Annotated in this window: 15 protein-coding genes; 10 read left to right on the forward strand and 5 right to left on the reverse strand. The window is 68.5% G+C overall.

Annotation, left to right across the window (positions count from 1 at the left end):
- Nucleotides 1-291: 291 nt before the first annotated feature.
- Complete coding sequence (locus tag AC5Y39_RS20775; RefSeq protein ID WP_500021580.1) at nucleotides 292-696, forward strand: hypothetical protein; 405 nt, start codon at nucleotides 292-294, stop codon at nucleotides 694-696.
- A gap of 1 nt (nucleotide 697) precedes the next feature.
- Here AC5Y39_RS20775 and AC5Y39_RS20780 read toward each other — a convergent pair whose 3' ends face one another.
- Nucleotides 698-1,891, reverse strand: a complete 1,194-nt coding sequence (locus AC5Y39_RS20780) for a protein kinase domain-containing protein (RefSeq protein WP_500021578.1) — start codon at nucleotides 1,889-1,891, stop codon at nucleotides 698-700.
- A gap of 45 nt (nucleotides 1,892-1,936) precedes the next feature.
- Here AC5Y39_RS20780 and AC5Y39_RS20785 point away from each other — a divergent pair, with 45 nt between their 5' ends.
- Complete coding sequence (locus AC5Y39_RS20785; RefSeq protein ID WP_500021576.1) at nucleotides 1,937-2,341, forward strand: Rv2175c family DNA-binding protein; 405 nt, start codon at nucleotides 1,937-1,939, stop codon at nucleotides 2,339-2,341.
- On the opposite strand, the gene AC5Y39_RS20790 is transcribed toward AC5Y39_RS20785, so the two are convergent.
- From AC5Y39_RS20790 to AC5Y39_RS20805, 4 genes are read right to left on the reverse strand one after another with little or no spacing between them, the layout of a single operon-like run.
- Nucleotides 2,259-3,782, reverse strand: a complete 1,524-nt coding sequence (locus AC5Y39_RS20790) for an alpha-(1->6)-mannopyranosyltransferase A (RefSeq protein ID WP_500021574.1) — start codon at nucleotides 3,780-3,782, stop codon at nucleotides 2,259-2,261. The genes AC5Y39_RS20785 and AC5Y39_RS20790 overlap by 83 nt on opposite strands.
- Before the next feature lie 5 nt (nucleotides 3,783-3,787).
- Nucleotides 3,788-4,879, reverse strand: coding sequence for a bifunctional (2E,6E)-farnesyl/geranyl diphosphate synthase (gene idsA2, locus AC5Y39_RS20795; RefSeq protein WP_500021572.1), 1,092 nt, complete (start codon nucleotides 4,877-4,879; stop codon nucleotides 3,788-3,790).
- A 19-nt stretch (nucleotides 4,880-4,898) separates the two neighbouring features.
- A complete protein-coding gene (locus tag AC5Y39_RS20800) occupies nucleotides 4,899-5,546 on the reverse strand; it encodes an LppM family (lipo)protein (RefSeq protein WP_500021584.1) in 648 nt (215 codons plus the stop codon).
- A gap of 51 nt (nucleotides 5,547-5,597) precedes the next feature.
- Complete coding sequence (locus tag AC5Y39_RS20805; protein ID WP_499911656.1) at nucleotides 5,598-6,194, reverse strand: GNAT family N-acetyltransferase; 597 nt, start codon at nucleotides 6,192-6,194, stop codon at nucleotides 5,598-5,600.
- A 178-nt stretch (nucleotides 6,195-6,372) separates the two neighbouring features.
- On the opposite strand from AC5Y39_RS20805, the gene AC5Y39_RS20810 reads away from it, so the two are divergent.
- The 8 genes from AC5Y39_RS20810 to mraY all read left to right on the forward strand — a co-directional run bounded on the left by AC5Y39_RS20810 (nucleotide 6,373) and on the right by mraY (nucleotide 15,335).
- On the forward strand, nucleotides 6,373-6,768 hold the full coding sequence (locus tag AC5Y39_RS20810; RefSeq protein WP_500021570.1) for an SCO2097 family morphological protein: 396 nt from the start codon (nucleotides 6,373-6,375) through the stop codon (nucleotides 6,766-6,768).
- Nucleotides 6,769-6,965: 197 nt separating this feature from the next.
- On the forward strand, nucleotides 6,966-7,397 hold the full coding sequence (gene mraZ, locus AC5Y39_RS20815; RefSeq protein ID WP_499911727.1) for a division/cell wall cluster transcriptional repressor MraZ: 432 nt from the start codon (nucleotides 6,966-6,968) through the stop codon (nucleotides 7,395-7,397).
- The gene (rsmH, locus tag AC5Y39_RS20820) at nucleotides 7,372-8,463 is read left to right on the forward strand and encodes a 16S rRNA (cytosine(1402)-N(4))-methyltransferase RsmH (RefSeq protein ID WP_500021568.1); all 1,092 of its coding nucleotides are present in this window, start codon (nucleotides 7,372-7,374) and stop codon (nucleotides 8,461-8,463) included. The genes mraZ and rsmH overlap by 26 nt, the downstream gene beginning before the upstream one ends.
- Nucleotides 8,464-8,494: 31 nt before the next feature.
- Nucleotides 8,495-9,367 (forward strand): cell division protein FtsL, encoded by an 873-nt coding sequence (gene ftsL, locus AC5Y39_RS20825; protein ID WP_500021566.1) that lies wholly within the window; start codon nucleotides 8,495-8,497, stop codon nucleotides 9,365-9,367.
- Nucleotides 9,364-11,259, forward strand: a complete 1,896-nt coding sequence (locus AC5Y39_RS20830) for a peptidoglycan D,D-transpeptidase FtsI family protein (RefSeq protein WP_500021564.1) — start codon at nucleotides 9,364-9,366, stop codon at nucleotides 11,257-11,259. The genes ftsL and AC5Y39_RS20830 overlap by 4 nt, the downstream gene beginning before the upstream one ends.
- Nucleotides 11,260-11,284: 25 nt before the next feature.
- Entirely contained in the window at nucleotides 11,285-12,772 is a 1,488-nt protein-coding gene (locus tag AC5Y39_RS20835) for a UDP-N-acetylmuramoyl-L-alanyl-D-glutamate--2,6-diaminopimelate ligase (protein WP_500021562.1), read from the forward strand.
- On the forward strand, nucleotides 12,769-14,259 hold the full coding sequence (locus tag AC5Y39_RS20840) for a UDP-N-acetylmuramoyl-tripeptide--D-alanyl-D-alanine ligase (protein WP_500021560.1): 1,491 nt from the start codon (nucleotides 12,769-12,771) through the stop codon (nucleotides 14,257-14,259). Before AC5Y39_RS20835 ends, AC5Y39_RS20840 begins: the two co-directional genes overlap by 4 nt.
- Complete coding sequence (gene mraY / locus AC5Y39_RS20845; RefSeq protein ID WP_500021558.1) at nucleotides 14,256-15,335, forward strand: phospho-N-acetylmuramoyl-pentapeptide-transferase; 1,080 nt, start codon at nucleotides 14,256-14,258, stop codon at nucleotides 15,333-15,335. Before AC5Y39_RS20840 ends, mraY begins: the two co-directional genes overlap by 4 nt.

Here is a 15,335-nt window from a genome sequence, read left to right on the forward strand (position 1 = left end):
TCAAGGACTTGGTTTCACACAGTCGACCACTAAGCAATGAGGGTGGAACCCTGATCTATGAAGTACCGATCAACCGCGTGCACTGCAGTAGAGGCATATTCGGCCTCCCAAACTGTCAAGACACCGGTGAGACCCTGACAATGAGGATCGTCGCCAACGTGACCGAGGGCCGGTCCGATATTCCGGGAGGAGGGCAAAAGGGCGTGATCACGATGTATCCGTTGCCCGGGGGAAGTGGCGTAGTCGAAGTGGGACCCGATTGGACGATTTGTCCACCATGGGTGAACAACAATGTACCCATCAACTGACCGAGAGGATGCGGCCGAGTTCGCCGCAGAGGTTCTGCGAAAGTTATTGAAGCACATCGAGATCAAAGGTAGGGAGAAGCACCACTTCACCTGCCTGGTCTCGCACGCGTGGACCGAAGGGCCGATGATGTACTTGGTGTATCAGGCTCCGCCGTCTGACATCACATGGGGACTTGCACGAGACACCAGGCAGTCGATCATCGATCCCGGGCCGTGGCCGTCTTCGGACGAAGCGGCGTTGTACTACTACCTGCTTGATCTCGAGGAGAACCGCACATCTGCGGCATTCCGTCACCCTGGCGATCCGGGCACCATCCTATGGCGAGGATATCCGCTGGAAAATCTCCCTGCGCGCGTCTCGGACATCCCCGAAGACCACCGGTTATGACCTAGAGTAGGGCGTCGATATTGCTGCCGAGCGTCCATGCCGCGGCGGCCACCAGCCCAGTGAGCGTCAGCACCATGGCAAACCACAGCCAAGCACGCCACTGCGCGCGCCGGCGCTCCTCTTGGAACGCGGCCAGTTCGATGCCGGCGAATCTTGTTGGAGCAGCTGGCATCTGGGGCTCAGCCCAGTCCTCAGGCCCTCGCGTCATCTGCCGTGTCGGCTGCCGTGGCGCAGGCGCAGCGGGTACCGCAACCGCAGGAGCTGTGTTTTCCTGCGTGAAATACATTGCCGCCGAAGCATGCTGAGCTGAGTTACGCGGCGCCGGCACGCGGAAGCCTGGCAGCTCGAGCTCGTCGCATACCGCCTCTAGTGCCGCGCCCATTACCTGCGCGTCGGCGAATCGCTCGCCCGGCTCACGTGCGGTTGCGCGGCGCACCAGCTCGTCGAATTGCCTTGGCACACCGCGTATTACAGCGCTCGGTGGCTGCACGTCGTTGTCCAGGCGCTGATAGGCAACGGTTAGCGGGGTGTCGCCACCGAATGGCGTGGCGCCGGTCAACAGTTCGTAGACCAGAATGCCGCAGGCGTACACGTCACTGCGCGGGCTGGCGTCTCCGCTGCGTACCTGCTCGGGAGACAGGTAGGCCGCCGTGCCCAAAATCACGCTGTCCGAAGTGATCTTTGCCGCCGCCATCGCACGCACCAAACCGAAGTCGGCGATCTTGACGTCCCCCTCGTCGGAGATCAACACATTCTCCGGCTTGACGTCGCGGTGGACCAGGCCGCTGTGGTGCGCTACGGCCAATCCGCCCAGCACCGGACGCATCACCGCGGCCACCGCGTACGGCGGCATCGGCCCACGTTCCCGCAGCAGTTCCCGAAGTGTTCCGCCCTCGACGAGTTCCATCACCAGGAATGGATGCTGGCCGTCGACACCCTGGTCGTAAACCGCTACCAGCCCAGGATCTTTCAGCCGTGCCACCGCTCGGGCCTCCAGCTGAAACCGGGTCAGGAACTGCTGATCGCCGGCGTAGCGCGAATCCATCACCTTGATCGCGACGGGACGGTCCAGGCGAGTGTCGACGCCGCGGTAGACCGCCGACATGCCCCCGGTCGCGATGATTGCGTCGACGCGGTAGCGGCCGTCGAGAACCGCACCGACCAGCGGGTCGGTTCCGGCCTGTCGGGTCTCCATCGGAATCATCGTAGTTCGGGCAGGTCGCGATCTAGACTCGGCGCGGTGAGCAGCATTCCGGCGTGTGACGACGTCCTCGACCCCGACGAACCGATGTACGACCTGCCCAGAGTCGCGGAGATGTTGGGAATGGCGGTGACGCGCGTGCACCAGCAGCTGCGCGACGGGCACCTGATCGCCATACGCCGAAACGGCACGGTCGTGGTGCCGAAGATGTTCTTCACCGACAGCGGCCAGGTGGTCAAGAGCCTTCCCGGCTTGTTGGCGGTGCTGCGCGACGGCGGCTACAACGACACCGAAATCTTGCGCTGGCTGTTCCGGCGCGACGAGTCGCTGACGATCACCCGCGACGGCACCCGCGAGCAGCTCACGAACGCTCGCCCGGTCGATGCGCTGCACTCTCACCAGGCTCGGGAAGTGACGAGGCGCGCGCAGGCGATGGCGTACTGACCGCGGGCACCTTGGCCAGCGCTCGCCACGCCATCACGGCGCACGCGGTCGCGATGCCGACATGCAGCCACGAATACATGCCGTGCGAGCCATCGGGCTTGAAGATCACCATGATCCACGTCGAGAACCCGGCGATCGCGGCGATCCATGCACGTGACTGCGTCAGCGCCGACATCACCGCCAGCGGCCAGGTGTAGTACCACGGCAGCGCAGCCGGCACGAACAGCACCACCACGATCATCACGGCCGCGATCCCGGCCAGCGCCTCGCGGTCGTCGTGGCGGAACCGCCACCACAACAGCGGCAACGCGATGACGATGATTGCGATCCCGACGAGTCGGGTCACCTCGAGCACCGCATAGAACTGCACGCCGACGAACAGCCCGCCGAACACGTTGATCAGGTTGGCGGCAGCGGTGGGTAGCGTGAGCCAATTGATGATCTTCACCGAGCCGGCCAACGCGGTGAGCCATCCCAGGCCGACACCCGCTGTCACCGACAGCACCGCGAACACTGCTGCGAAGATCACCACCGAACCCACTGCAGCTGCCAAAAACGCTCGCGCACGGCTCAATTCGCGACGCTCCCGCAGCTGCCGCATCCAGACCCACACCAGAAACGGCAGCGCCAATCCGGCGGTGGCCTTGACCGCGACGCCGACGGCTACCAGCGCGACACCGGCCACGGGATGCCGCTGCATGGTCAGTGCAATGCCGGCCATCATCAGGCCCACCATCAGCATCTCGTTGTGCACGCCACCCATCAGGTGGATGATCACCAGTGGGTTGAGTACGCAGATCCACAGTGCAGCAGCGCCGCTCGCGTTGACGTGGCGGGCGATGCGCGGTGCGGCCCAAATCAGCAGCGCGAGGCCAGGCAGCATGCACAGCCGCAGCACCATGGTTCCGGCCACCACGTTGTCACCGACCAGCATCGTCACGAACCGCGCCACCAAGATGAACGCCGGTCCGTACGGTGCGGTGGTGGTGGTCCAGATCGGACTGACGTTGTCCAACAAGACATTCGGGTTCTCGACGGGACCCACCACATAGGGGTCCAACCCGTCGCGCAGCAGCGCCCCCTGCGCCAGATACGAGTAGGTGTCGCGGCTGAAAACCGGCACAGACAGCAACAGCGGCGCCAACCAGAACGCCGTCGTCGCCACCATCTGCCGCTCGTTCGCCTGACCCTCGATCACGATGCGGCCCAACCAGATCCATGCGATCAGCATCAGCGCGACGCCGATCCACAATGTCACCGACGACAGCACCAGACCGTGTCCGAACCGCAGCCACGACAGGTGCAGAGTTTCCAGCACCGGATCGTGCAGCCGTGTGCTGCCCGCCCCCAGACCGCCCGCGGTGATCAGCAACGCGCCCAGGCACCCGAGCAGCGCGGGCCGGCCGTCGCGGGTTCTGACGAATTCTGATAACCGGTTCATGCGAGTCAGGCCGACCGGTTGGCGGCCAATCTGGCGAGTTCGAGCAGCCCGGTCTTGGCCGCCTCGGCGATCGGTGCCGCGCTGAGCACGTCGAGAGCGCGCCGGGTCAGCGCGTCGATCCGCGATTCGACGGCCGCCAGCGCACCCACCGAACTGATCGCCTCGCACACCGAGCGCACCTGTTCCTCGGACAACTCGGTGCCGATGGACGAGCGCAGCAGCTCGGCGGCCGCCGGATCGGAGGCCTGCGCCCGCTCGACGGCCTCGGCGAGCAACACCGTGCGTTTGCCCGAGCGCAGATCGTCGCCTGACGGCTTGCCCGTCACCGCAGGATCGCCGAAGACGCCGAGCACGTCGTCGCGCAACTGAAACGCCAGCCCCAGGTCGGTGCCGAACTCGTGGAAGGCGGCCAGCACGTCGGGCCGGTCGGCGGCGGCCGCGACACCCATCTGCAACGGGCGCGACACTGTGTAGGAGGCGGTCTTGTACGTGTTCACGGTCATCGACGACGCGATCGAATCCACGCCGCTGGCCTCCGCGACGATGTCGAGGTATTGCCCGCCGAGGACTTCGGTGCGGATGTCGGCCCACACCGCCTGGACGCGCCGACGGGCGTCGGCCGGCAGATCGGCGGTGGCGACGATGTCGTCGGCCCAGACCAGGGCCAGGTCGCCGAGCAGGATCGCGGCCGACACCCCGAATTGGTGCGCCGACCCGCGCCAGCCGTTTGCGCGGTGCATGTCCGCGAATTGCCGGTGCACTGTGGGCAAGCCCCTTCGCGTCGCCGACTCGTCGATCACGTCGTCATGCACCAGCGCGCACGCATGCAACAGTTCCAGCGCCGCGAAAAGCCTTAGCATTTCTGGGTTTTCGGGATTGGGATCGTCGGTGACGGCCCGCCACCCCCAGTAGGCGAACGCCGGGCGCAGCCGCTTGCCGCCGCGCAGCACGAACTCCTCGAGGGCACCGGTGAGCGCCGCGTAGTCCTGCCCGATGTACGCGGCGTCGCTGCGTCGCGTGCTCATGTACTCGCGAAGCTGACCGGTGACCGCGGCGGCCAGCTGTAGAGCCGACGGTGCGGCGGTGTCGACGCTCATCGGCCTCAGGGTACGGTGCTCAATGCTCGTGCGGTTCGGCGAATCGAGGGGATTGGTCCCGGTTGACCCAGGCCAACGCGCCGATCACGGCGGCCGCCAACAGCGCCGCCAGGCCCATCCAGATCGCCGCTCCGGTGAACGAGCGCGCGCTGGGGTCGGTGTAACGGGCCTGGGCCGTCATGGTCGACACCACGCCCGGCTTGAGTTTCCACTCGACGACCTGGGCATCCACCTGGTCGCCGTTGGTGGAGGTGACGTCGCCGGGAAACGCCATGGACAACGACACGTCGGCGCTGGGATCGGTCAGCGACGTCAGATCCGCTCGGCCCTCCAGGATCACCGAGTCACCCGCGCGGCGAAGGGAGATGTCCACGCCGGCGGCGTCGTGGTTCATGCTCGCGAGCTGGGGGAGTTCGGCGAAGGTCAGGTCGGAGAACACCGCCTGGGAGCCGACGTAGCCGTCCCGGGAGTATTCGGAAATCGACACCTTGTCGGCGAACGGCAGGCTGGCGCCGTTGAACTGCGGCCCCTTGTCGTCGTTGTTGCGCGGTTTGGACGCGGCGGTGATGGTGCCCGACACCCTGTCGTCGGGCGAGATCGTCATCGAGGCACGGATCCGCACGCAGCCGGTGGCCAGCGGCAAAAGGACCAGAAGAACAAGAAGCATCGCCGTGAGACGACGCGAGGAGCGGACCTGACCACGCAGCACGCGGTCATCCTAGAGGGGCAGCTTGCGTCCGAGAATCGCGAACGCGCGCGGATCGCCGGCGAAATGATGGCCGCGCACGATGTCGGTGAATCCGAGCCGACGGTACAGCCGCCACGCACGATTGGCCTCGCCGCGGATCTCGGGCGTCGACAACAGCACCCATTCTTCGTCGCGCCCGGCGAGCAGCCGTCGCACCAGCGCCTCGCCGAGCCCGCGGCCCTGCGCCCGGGGGTGGATGTGCAGCTCGGTGAGTTCGAAGTAGCTGTTCATCAGCGAGCCGATCTCTGCCTGCGACAGCCCCGATCGCCGCATGCCGGCTACCACCTGCTGCTGCCACCACTGGTCGGGGGCGCCGCAGTAGCCGTATGCGACGCCGACCATCGGCGCGGACACCAGCGCCTCGACGGCGGGCGGATCGGCGTGGCCGTCGACGTCCACCGCCGCCACCGCCCGCCAGCCCCGGCGGCGGCTGTGCTCCATCCACATCGAGGCGCGGTGGTCCTCGGTGCCGCGGGGGTAGCGCATTGCGTCGACGTAGATGGCCAGCGCGTCACCGAGCCGGCGTTGCATGTCGCGCGGCGACAGGTCGATCAGAAATGTCGCCACGTGGCTCCTCCATACAGCGCGCGCGTTCGTCAAGGCTCATTATCGTGCGCCCTTGGCTGCCTATAGAATCGGCCGATCAACTAGGTGGTACGGCGCCCAGCTGCCTCGTATCATGGCTGTCAGTTACCCGATTATCCGGGTAGCAACTGGGGATCGCAGCGGCGGCAAGGAGGGACGGATGCCACTCTCCGATCATGAGCAGCGCATGCTCGACGAGATCGAGAGCGCGCTGTATGCCGAGGATCCCAAGTTCGCGTCGAGCGTTCGTGGCGGCACGTTCCGCGCGCCGTCCACCCGTCGGCGGATACAGGGCGCGGCGCTTTTCGTGGTCGGGTTGGCCATGCTGGTGTCCGGCGTGGCGTTCAAGGCGGCCATGATCGGTACGTTCCCCATCCTCTCGGTGCTCGGCTTTCTGGTGATGTTCGGCGGCGTGGTGTTCGCGATCACCGGGCCGCGACTGCCCCGGGTGGCCGAGCGGCCCACCGCCGGCGGACGCCCGCGGCGGGCGAAGGGTACGGGCGGCTCGTTCACCAGCCGGATGGAAGACCGGTTCCGCCGCCGCTTTCCTGACTGACCTCCACTGACCTCCCTTTAGCGGGGTGACCCACCACGGGTCACCCCCTTCTTCGTTTGCGCGGAGCCCGGCCGTGGGGAGCTGTGGAGAAGACACACCTCGAATTGCTACGATGGGGGGCGATGTGGGGGATTGTGGGGTAAAGTGGCGGACATCGGAGCCCGGTTGGTTCCGACGGCGTGGCAGGAGGGCGCGGAGTGTTCCTCGGCACCTACACGCCCAAGCTCGACGACAAAGGGCGGCTGACGCTGCCGGCGAAGTTTCGGGACGCACTGGCGGGAGGGTTGATGGTCACCAAGAGCCAAGACCACAGCCTTGCGGTGTATCCGCGTGAGGCCTTCGAGCAGATGGCGCGCCGCGCGGCGAACGCCTCCCGCAGCGACCCGGAAGCGCGAGCGTTCCTCCGGTACCTGGCAGCCGGCACCGACGAGCAACACCCCGACGCCCAGGGCCGGATCACGCTGTCGGCCGACCACCGCCGCTACGCAAACCTGACCAAGGACTGCGTCGTCACGGGCTCGGTCGACTACCTCGAGATCTGGGACGCCCAGGCCTGGCAGGAGTACCAGCAGGCTCACGAAGACGACTTCTCCGCGGCCACCCATGAAACTCTGCGCGACATCATCTGACCCGGAGGCCGAGCCACATGCCCGTGCATCGTGGTCTCTGCCCGATCCGACCCTGGCGTACTTCCCCGACGTCAGGTTCGTGCTATCGGACAGGGACCAGGGTGCAAGGGGCCGCGTCGTGACCGACCATGTACCCGTCCTGCTCGACCGTTGTGTCGAGCTGCTGCGACCGGCCCTCACCCGGCGCAGCGCCGACGGGTCCGGGGCGGTGCTGGTGGATGCCACGCTGGGCGCCGGCGGGCACACCGAAAGGTTTCTCACCGAATTGACCGGTCTGAGGGTCGTCGGGTTGGACCGCGATCCGGACGCGCTGCGGACGGCAGAGCAGCGGCTGGCGCGATTCGGCGACCGACTGACGACGGTGCGGGCCAAATACGACCGGATCGGCGAGATTGTCGACGAACCGGTGGCCGGGGTGCTGTTCGACCTCGGGGTGTCGTCGATGCAGCTGGACCGCCCGGAGCGCGGATTCTCCTACGCCGTCGACGCGCCACTGGACATGCGCATGGACCCGGACTCTTCACTGACCGCGGAGCACATTCTCAACACCTACGACGAGACCGCGCTCGCCGACATTCTTGCCCGCTTCGGCGAGGAGCGGTTCGCTCGCCGCATCGCCGCCCATGTGGTGCGCCGGCGCGCGGTGCGGCCCTTCCACCGCACCGGCGAACTGGTCGAGCTGCTGTACCAATCGATTCCGGCGCCCGCGCGGCGCACCGGCGGCCATCCGGCCAAGCGCACCTTCCAGGCGCTGCGGATCGCGGTAAACGACGAGCTGGACTCGCTGCGCGCGGCGCTACCGGCGGCGTTGGACGCGCTGGCGCCCGGCGGGCGGATCGTCGTGATGGCCTACCAGTCCCTGGAAGACCGGATCGTCAAAAGCGTCTTCACCGAAGCGACGTCGTCGCGCACGCCGCAGGGCCTGCCGGTCGAATTGCCCGGGCATCAACCGCAATTCGTGTCGCTGACCCGCGGTGCCGAGAAGGCCGGCGCCGACGAAGTGGACCGCAATCCGCGCAGTGCTTCCGTGCGGCTGCGCGCATTGGAGAAGGTGCGGACGCGATGAGCGCCGAACCGGTTGTCAGGGAAGGTGATTCATGACCAGCAGGCGCGATACACCGGTCGTGGACCGTCCGGCCCGGGCTCGGCGCCCCGTGCGCTCCGGTCCGCGCACGACGCCGATCCGGCGTCCGGCACCCGCCACCAGCTCCAGCCAGGCCAGGGCACGGGCGAAGGCGCGGAAAGCCAAGGCGCCCAAGCCGATCCGCGAGCCACTGCGCGAACGGCTGATCGCTCGGCTGTCGTCGATCGACCTGCGGCCGCAGACACTGGTGGCCAAGGTGCCGTTCGTGGTGTTGGTGATCGGCTCCTTGGGTATCGGACTCGCGCTGACGCTGTGGCTGTCCACCGATGCCGCCGAGCGGTCCTATGAACTCAGCAGCGCCCGTGAGCGCAACCGGGTGTTGACCCAGCAGAAGGAGTCGCTCGAGCGGGAGGTGCTCGAAGCGCAGGCCGCCCCCGCGCTGGCCGAGGCGGCACGCAACCTCGGCATGATCCCGTCGCGTGACACCGCGCACCTGGTGCAGGATCCGGCGGGCAACTGGGTGGTGGTCGGCGATCCGAAACCGGCCGAAGGCACCCCGCCGCCGCCGCTGAACACCAAGCTGCCCGATCCGACGCCGGCGCCACCACCGGTGCCGGTCAACCGCACCGAGGTGCCGGTCATGGTGCCCCGGCCCGGTGCGGTACCCGGCGCCAGTCCCGCCGGTCCCGAAGTGGTGGTGCGCCCGCCCGTGATGCCTACGCCCACCGGTCCGCTGCCCGGCCCCGGCCCGGTGCCGAATGTCGCCGGCCCTGCGGCTCCGGCCGCTCCGCTTGACGCGCCGCAGCCGGCAAATGCGCCGAATCCGCAGGCCGTGCCGGAACAATCCAACAGCGTGGCATCTCCGACCGCCGTTCCGCCGACGTGAGGCACGGCGGCCAACGTTCGGCCCCTCGGCGCGGCGGCACCCCGCGCTCGGCCCGGGACCGGCGGATCCGCCCGATCGTCAAGGCCACCACCAAGGGTGCGTCGTTCGTGGCGCGGCACCGCGCGGGTAACACCGTCATCCTCGTGCTGCTGCTGATCGCCGCGGCGCAGTTGTTCTACCTTCAGGTTCCTGGAGCGGCGAAGTTGCGGGCGGAGGCTGCGGGCCAGCTGAAGGTCACCGACGTCGAGAAGGCGGTGCGGGGCAGCATCGTCGACCGCCACGGCAACAAACTGGCCTTCACCACCCAGGCGCGGGCGCTGACGTTTCAGCCGCAGAAGATCCGCAAGCAGCTCACCGAGGCCAAGCAAAAGAATCCCGCCGCACCCGACCCCGCTCAGCGGCTGCGTGAGATCGCCGACGGCGTGGCGCAGCGGCTGAGCAACCGGCCCGATGCTGCGACGGTGCTGAAAAAGCTGCAGAGCAACGAGACGTTCGTCTATCTGGCCCGTGCGGTCGATCCCGCGGTCGCCAGCGCGATCATCACGAAGTTCCCCGAGGTCGGCGCCGAACGCCAGGACATCCGGCAGTACCCGGGCGGCGCGCTGGCGGCCAACATCGTCGGCGGCATCGACTGGGACGGCCACGGGCTGCTGGGCCTGGAAGACGCGATGGACGGCGTGCTGGCCGGCACCGACGGCTCCGTCACCTATGACCGTGGCTCCGACGGCGTGGTGATCCCCGGCAGCTACCGCAATCGGCACGCCGCCGTCAACGGCTCCGAAGTGGAGCTGACCCTGGACAACGACATCCAGTTCTACGTCCAGCAGCAGGTGGAGCTGGCCAAGGGGCTGTCCGGCGCGCACAACGTCGCGGCGGTGGTGCTGGACGCCAAGACCGGCGAAGTGCTGGCGATGGCCAACGACAACACCTTCGACCCGAGCCAGGACATCGGCCGGCAGGAAGACAAACAGCTGGGCAACCTGGCGGTGTCGTCGCCGTTCGAGCCCGGGTCGGTGAACAAAATCGTCACCGCGTCGTCGGTGATCGAGTTCGGGCTCTCGAACCCCGACGAGGTGCTGTCGGTGCCCGGGTCGATCAACATGGGCGGCGTCACGGTGCACGACGCGTGGGAGCACGGCACCATGCCCTACACCACCACCGGGGTCTTCGGGAAGTCGTCGAACGTCGGCACGCTGATGCTGGCCCAGCGCGTCGGCCCCGAGCGCTTTGCCGACATGTTGACCAAGTTCGGGCTGGGCCAGCGCACCGGCGTCGGGCTGCCCGGCGAAAGCGCCGGCATCGTGCCGCCGATCGACCAATGGTCGGGCTCGACGTTCTCCAATCTGCCCATCGGCCAAGGTCTTTCGATGACCCTGCTGCAGATGACCGCGATGTACCAGGCGATCGCCAACGACGGTGTGCGGATACCGCCGCGCATCGTGCGGGCGACCGTCGCGCCGGACGGCAAACGGACCGAAGAACCGCGGCCCGACGGCATCCGGGTGGTGTCCCCGCAGACCGCGCAGACCGTGCGCAACATGCTGCGCGCGGTGGTACAGCATGACCCGACCGGCGTCCAGCAGGGCACCGGGCCGCAGGCCGCGGTCGAGGGCTACCAGATCAGCGGCAAGACCGGCACCGCCCAGCAGATCAATCCCGCCTGCGGCTGCTATTTCGACGACGTGTACTGGACGACGTTCGCCGGCATCGCCACCACCGACAACCCGCGCTATGTCGTCGGCATCATGATGGACAACCCCAAGAGGGCGGCGGACGGCAAGCCCGGCTCCTCGTCGGCGCCGCTGTTCCACAACATCGCCAGCTGGCTGCTGCAACGTGAGAACATCCCGCTGTCTGCCGATCCTGGACCGCCGCTGACGTTGCAGGCCTGACACCGCACCTGGGTACGGTTTGACGGTGTCCGTCCAGCTGCGTGAAGTCGCCGCCCGCGTCGGCGCCGACGCCCCGGCCGGCGCGGACGTCGCCGTCACCGGTGTCACGCTGCGCGCGCAAGACGCACACCCCGGGGACCTGTTCGCCGCGCTGCCCGGCGCGAACGTGCACGGCGCCTCGTTCGCCGACGAGGCCGTGGCGGCGGGTGCCGTCGCGGTGCTCACCGACCTGGCGGGCGCGGCGACGCTGGCGGTCGACGTGCCGGTCCTCGTGCACCCGGATCCACGATCGGTGCTCGGCGCCGCCGCGGCGCTGGTGTACGGCGACCCGTCGGCCGAACTGACGGTCATCGGCGTGACGGGCACGTCCGGAAAGACCACCACCACCTACCTCGTCGAGGCCGGGCTGCGGGCGGCCGGCCGGCATGCCGGGCTTGTCGGGACCGTCGGCATTCGCGTCGACGGCGTGGACCAGCCGAGTGCGCTGACCACCCCCGAGGCGCCGGCGTTGCAAGCGCTGCTCGCGCAGATGGCCGAACGCGGCGTGGAGGTGGTGGTGATGGAGGTGTCCAGCCATGCGCTGGCGCTCGGCCGCGTGGACGGCGTGCGATTCGCGGTGGCCGGCTTCACCAACCTGTCCCGCGACCACTTGGACTTCCACCCGTCGATGCAGGCCTACTTCGACGCCAAGGCGCGGCTTTTCGACGCCGACTCGCCGCTGCGGGCAGCCGTCTCGGTGGTGTGTGTCGACGACGACGCCGGCCGCCAGATGGCGGCTCGTGCGGTGCAGCCGGTCACCGTCAGCGTCGAGGGCACCGCCGACTGGTCCGCGACCGACATCCGCGCCCGGCCCGACGGCGGCCAGCAGTTCGTCGCCGTCGGGCCGGGCGGCCACCGGCACCCGATCGCGATAGCCCTGCCCGGCCGGTACAACGTCACGAATGCCCTTCTGGCCCTTGCCATTTTGCATGCAGTGGGTGTGACGCCCGCGCAGGCGGCCCCCGGGTTGGCCGCCGCGCGGGTGCCCGGACGCCTGGAGCCGGTCGACCGCGGGCAGGACTTCCTGGCGTTGGTCGACTACGCGCACAAGCCGGGTGCGCTGCAGGCGGTTCTGGAGAACCTGCGCCGGCACAGCAGCGGGCGGCTGGCGGTGGTGTTCGGTGCCGGTGGCGACCGCGACCCCGGCAAGCGAGAAGCCATGGGCCGCATCGCCGCTGAGTTGGCCGATCTGGTCGTCGTCACCGACGACAATCCCCGCAGCGAAGACCCTGCCGCCATTCGCGCGGCAATCCTGAGCGGCGCCAAGGAAGCCGGCGGGGCGGCGGAAGTGGTCGAGATCGGCGACCGGCGTGCCGCGATCGTGCACGCGGTGCGGTGGGCGCGGCGCGGCGACGTCGTGCTGGTCGCCGGCAAGGGACACGAGACGGGTCAGACCGCGAAAGGCGTCACCCGCCCGTTCGACGACCGCGAGGAGCTTGCCGCGGCGCTGAGCGCGATAACCTCCACGGCGTGATCGAGTTGACCGTCGCTCAGGTCGCCGAAATCGTCGGCGGCCAGCTGGCTGACGTCTCGGCCGCCGACGCCGCACACCTGCACATCACCGGCACGGTCGAGTTCGACTCCCGCAAGATCACCCCCGGCGGCTTGTTTCTTGCGCTGCCCGGCGCGCGCTCCGACGGACACGATCACGCTGCCGCCGCCGTGGAAGCGGGCGCTGTTGCGGTACTGGCCGCGCGGCCGGTCGGTGTGCCGGCGATCGTCGTGCAGCCGATCACCAGGGAATCCGGCGCGAGTGTGCTCGAACACGACACCGACGGCTCCGGCGCCGCGGTGCTGGCCGCGCTGGCCAGGCTCGCCGCGTTCGTCGCTGCCGAGCTGGTGGCCGGTGGACTGACGATCGTCGGCATCACCGGTTCGTCGGGCAAGACCTCGACCAAGGACCTGATTGCCGCATTGTTGGCGCCGCTAGGGCAGGTGGTCGCGCCGCCGGGGTCGTTCAACAACGAGCTCGGCCACCCGTGGACCGTATTGCGCGCCACGCCCGAGACTGACTTCCTGGTGCTGGAGATGTCGGCCCGCCGGCCCGGCAACATCGCGGAGTTGGCCGCCATCGCGCGGCCGTCGGTGGCGACCGTCCTCAACGTCGGCACCGCCCACCTCGGCGAATTCGGCTCGCGGGAGGCCATCGCTGCCACGAAATCCGAACTCCCGCAAGCAGTTCCGCCGTCGGGCGTGGTGGTTCTCAACGCCGACGACCCCGCTGTGGCCGCAATGGCCGAGGTGACGGCAGCCCGCGTGGTGAGGGTGAGCCGCACCGGACCGGCTGACGTGTGGGCCGACCAGATCACGCTCGACGAGCTGGCCCGGCCCAGCTTCACGCTGCACGCCGCCGGCACGGACGTGCCCGTGCGGCTGGCCGTGCACGGCGAACACCAGGTCACCAATGCGCTGTGCGCGGCGGCGGTGGCGCTGGAGTGCGGCGCCACCGCCGAGCAGGTGGCGAACACGCTCGCCACCGCGGGCCCGGTGTCGGGACACCGGATGGAGGTGAGCAAGCGCGCCGACGGCGTCACCGTGATCAACGACGCCTACAACGCCAACCCGGACTCGATGCGGGCCGGGCTGCAGGCGCTGTCCTGGATGGCGAACCGGCCGAGCGGTCGGCGCCGCAGCTGGGCCGTGCTGGGCGAGATGGGTGAACTCGGCGACGACGCGATTTCCGAGCACGATCGCACCGGGCGACTGGCCGTGCGATTAGATGTCTCTCGACTCGTCGTCGTCGGAACCGGGAGGTCGATGCGCGCCATGCATCAGGCAGCGGTCATGGAGGCTTCCTCGGGCGGCCCCCAGACGACTTCGGTGACCATGGTCGACGACGCGGACGCTGCGCTTGCGCTGCTGCGCGCAGAACTGGCTCCCGGTGACGTCGTGCTGGTGAAAGCCTCGAACGTGGCCGGGCTGGGCGCGCTGGCCCGGGCGCTGGCGGACAGCACGGCATGAGGCAGATCCTCATTGCCGTCGGCATCGCGCTGACGGTGTCGATCCTGCTCACCCCGCTGCTGATCAACCTGTTCACGCGGCAGGGATTCGGCCACGAAATCCGGTCCGACGGTCCGCCCACGCACAGGCACAAGCGCGGCACGCCGTCGATGGGCGGCGTCGCCATCGTCGCCGGCATCTGGGCCGGTTACCTGGGCACTCATCTGGTCGGCCTGGCGTTGGACGGCCGCGGACCGTCGGCGTCCGGGCTGCTTGTGCTCGGGCTGGCAACCGCGCTGGGCGCGGTCGGGTTCGTCGACGACCTGATCAAGGTCCGCAAGGCCCGCAACCTCGGGCTGAACAAGACCGCCAAGGCCGTCGGCCAGATCGTCGCAGCGATCCTGTTCGGCATATTGGTGCTGCAATTCCGCAACGGCGACGGACTCACCCCGGCGGGGGCGCAGCTTTCGTACGTGCGTGAGGTCGCCACGGTGACGTTGCCGCCGGCGCTGTTCGTGCTGTTCTGCGTGGTGCTGGTCAGCGCCTGGAGCAACGCGGTCAACTTCACCGATGGGCTCGACGGGCTGGCCGCCGGGTGCATGGCGATGGTGACCGCCGCCTACGTGATCATCACGTTCTGGCAGTTCCGCAACGCCTGCTCCACGCACCCCGGGCTGGGCTGCTACAACGTGCGCGACCCGCTGGACCTGGCGCTGGTCGCCGCGGCGACGGCCGGCGCGTGCATCGGATTTTTGTGGTGGAACGCCGCGCCGGCCAAGATCTTCATGGGCGACACCGGCTCGCTGGCGCTGGGCGGCATCATCGCCGGGTTGTCGGTGAGCAGCCGCACCGAGCTGCTCGCGGTGGTGCTGGGTGCGCTGTTCGTCGCGGAGATCACCTCGGTGGTGCTGCAGATCCTGGCGTTTCGCACCACCGGCCGCCGGGTGTTCCGGATGGCGCCGTTTCATCACCACTTCGAGCTGGTGGGGTGGGCCGAGACCACGGTGATCATCCGGTTCTGGCTGCTGACCGCGATCGCGTGCGGGCTGGGTGTGGCTTTGTTCTACGGCGAATGGCTTGCCGCGATAGGTGACTGA

Source organism: Mycobacterium sp. NGS39, from assembly GCF_059812765.1.

Bases quoted from the DNA above. Each gene is read 5' to 3' on its own strand.
- AC5Y39_RS20775 (WP_500021580.1), top strand. From the start codon at position 292: ATGTACCCATCAACTGACCGAGAGGATGCGGCCGAGTTCGCCGCAGAG.
- AC5Y39_RS20780 (WP_500021578.1), bottom strand. From the start codon at position 1,891: ATGGAGACCCGACAGGCCGGAACCGACCCGCTGGTCGGTGCGGTTCTC.
- AC5Y39_RS20790 (WP_500021574.1), bottom strand. From the start codon at position 3,782: ATGAACCGGTTATCAGAATTCGTCAGAACCCGCGACGGCCGGCCCGCG.
- idsA2 (WP_500021572.1), bottom strand. From the start codon at position 4,879: ATGAGCGTCGACACCGCCGCACCGTCGGCTCTACAGCTGGCCGCCGCG.
- AC5Y39_RS20800 (WP_500021584.1), bottom strand. From the start codon at position 5,546: ATGCTTCTTGTTCTTCTGGTCCTTTTGCCGCTGGCCACCGGCTGCGTG.
- AC5Y39_RS20810 (WP_500021570.1), top strand. From the start codon at position 6,373: ATGCCACTCTCCGATCATGAGCAGCGCATGCTCGACGAGATCGAGAGC.
- rsmH (WP_500021568.1), top strand. From the start codon at position 7,372: ATGAAACTCTGCGCGACATCATCTGACCCGGAGGCCGAGCCACATGCC.
- ftsL (WP_500021566.1), top strand. From the start codon at position 8,495: ATGACCAGCAGGCGCGATACACCGGTCGTGGACCGTCCGGCCCGGGCT.
- mraY (WP_500021558.1), top strand. From the start codon at position 14,256: ATGAGGCAGATCCTCATTGCCGTCGGCATCGCGCTGACGGTGTCGATC.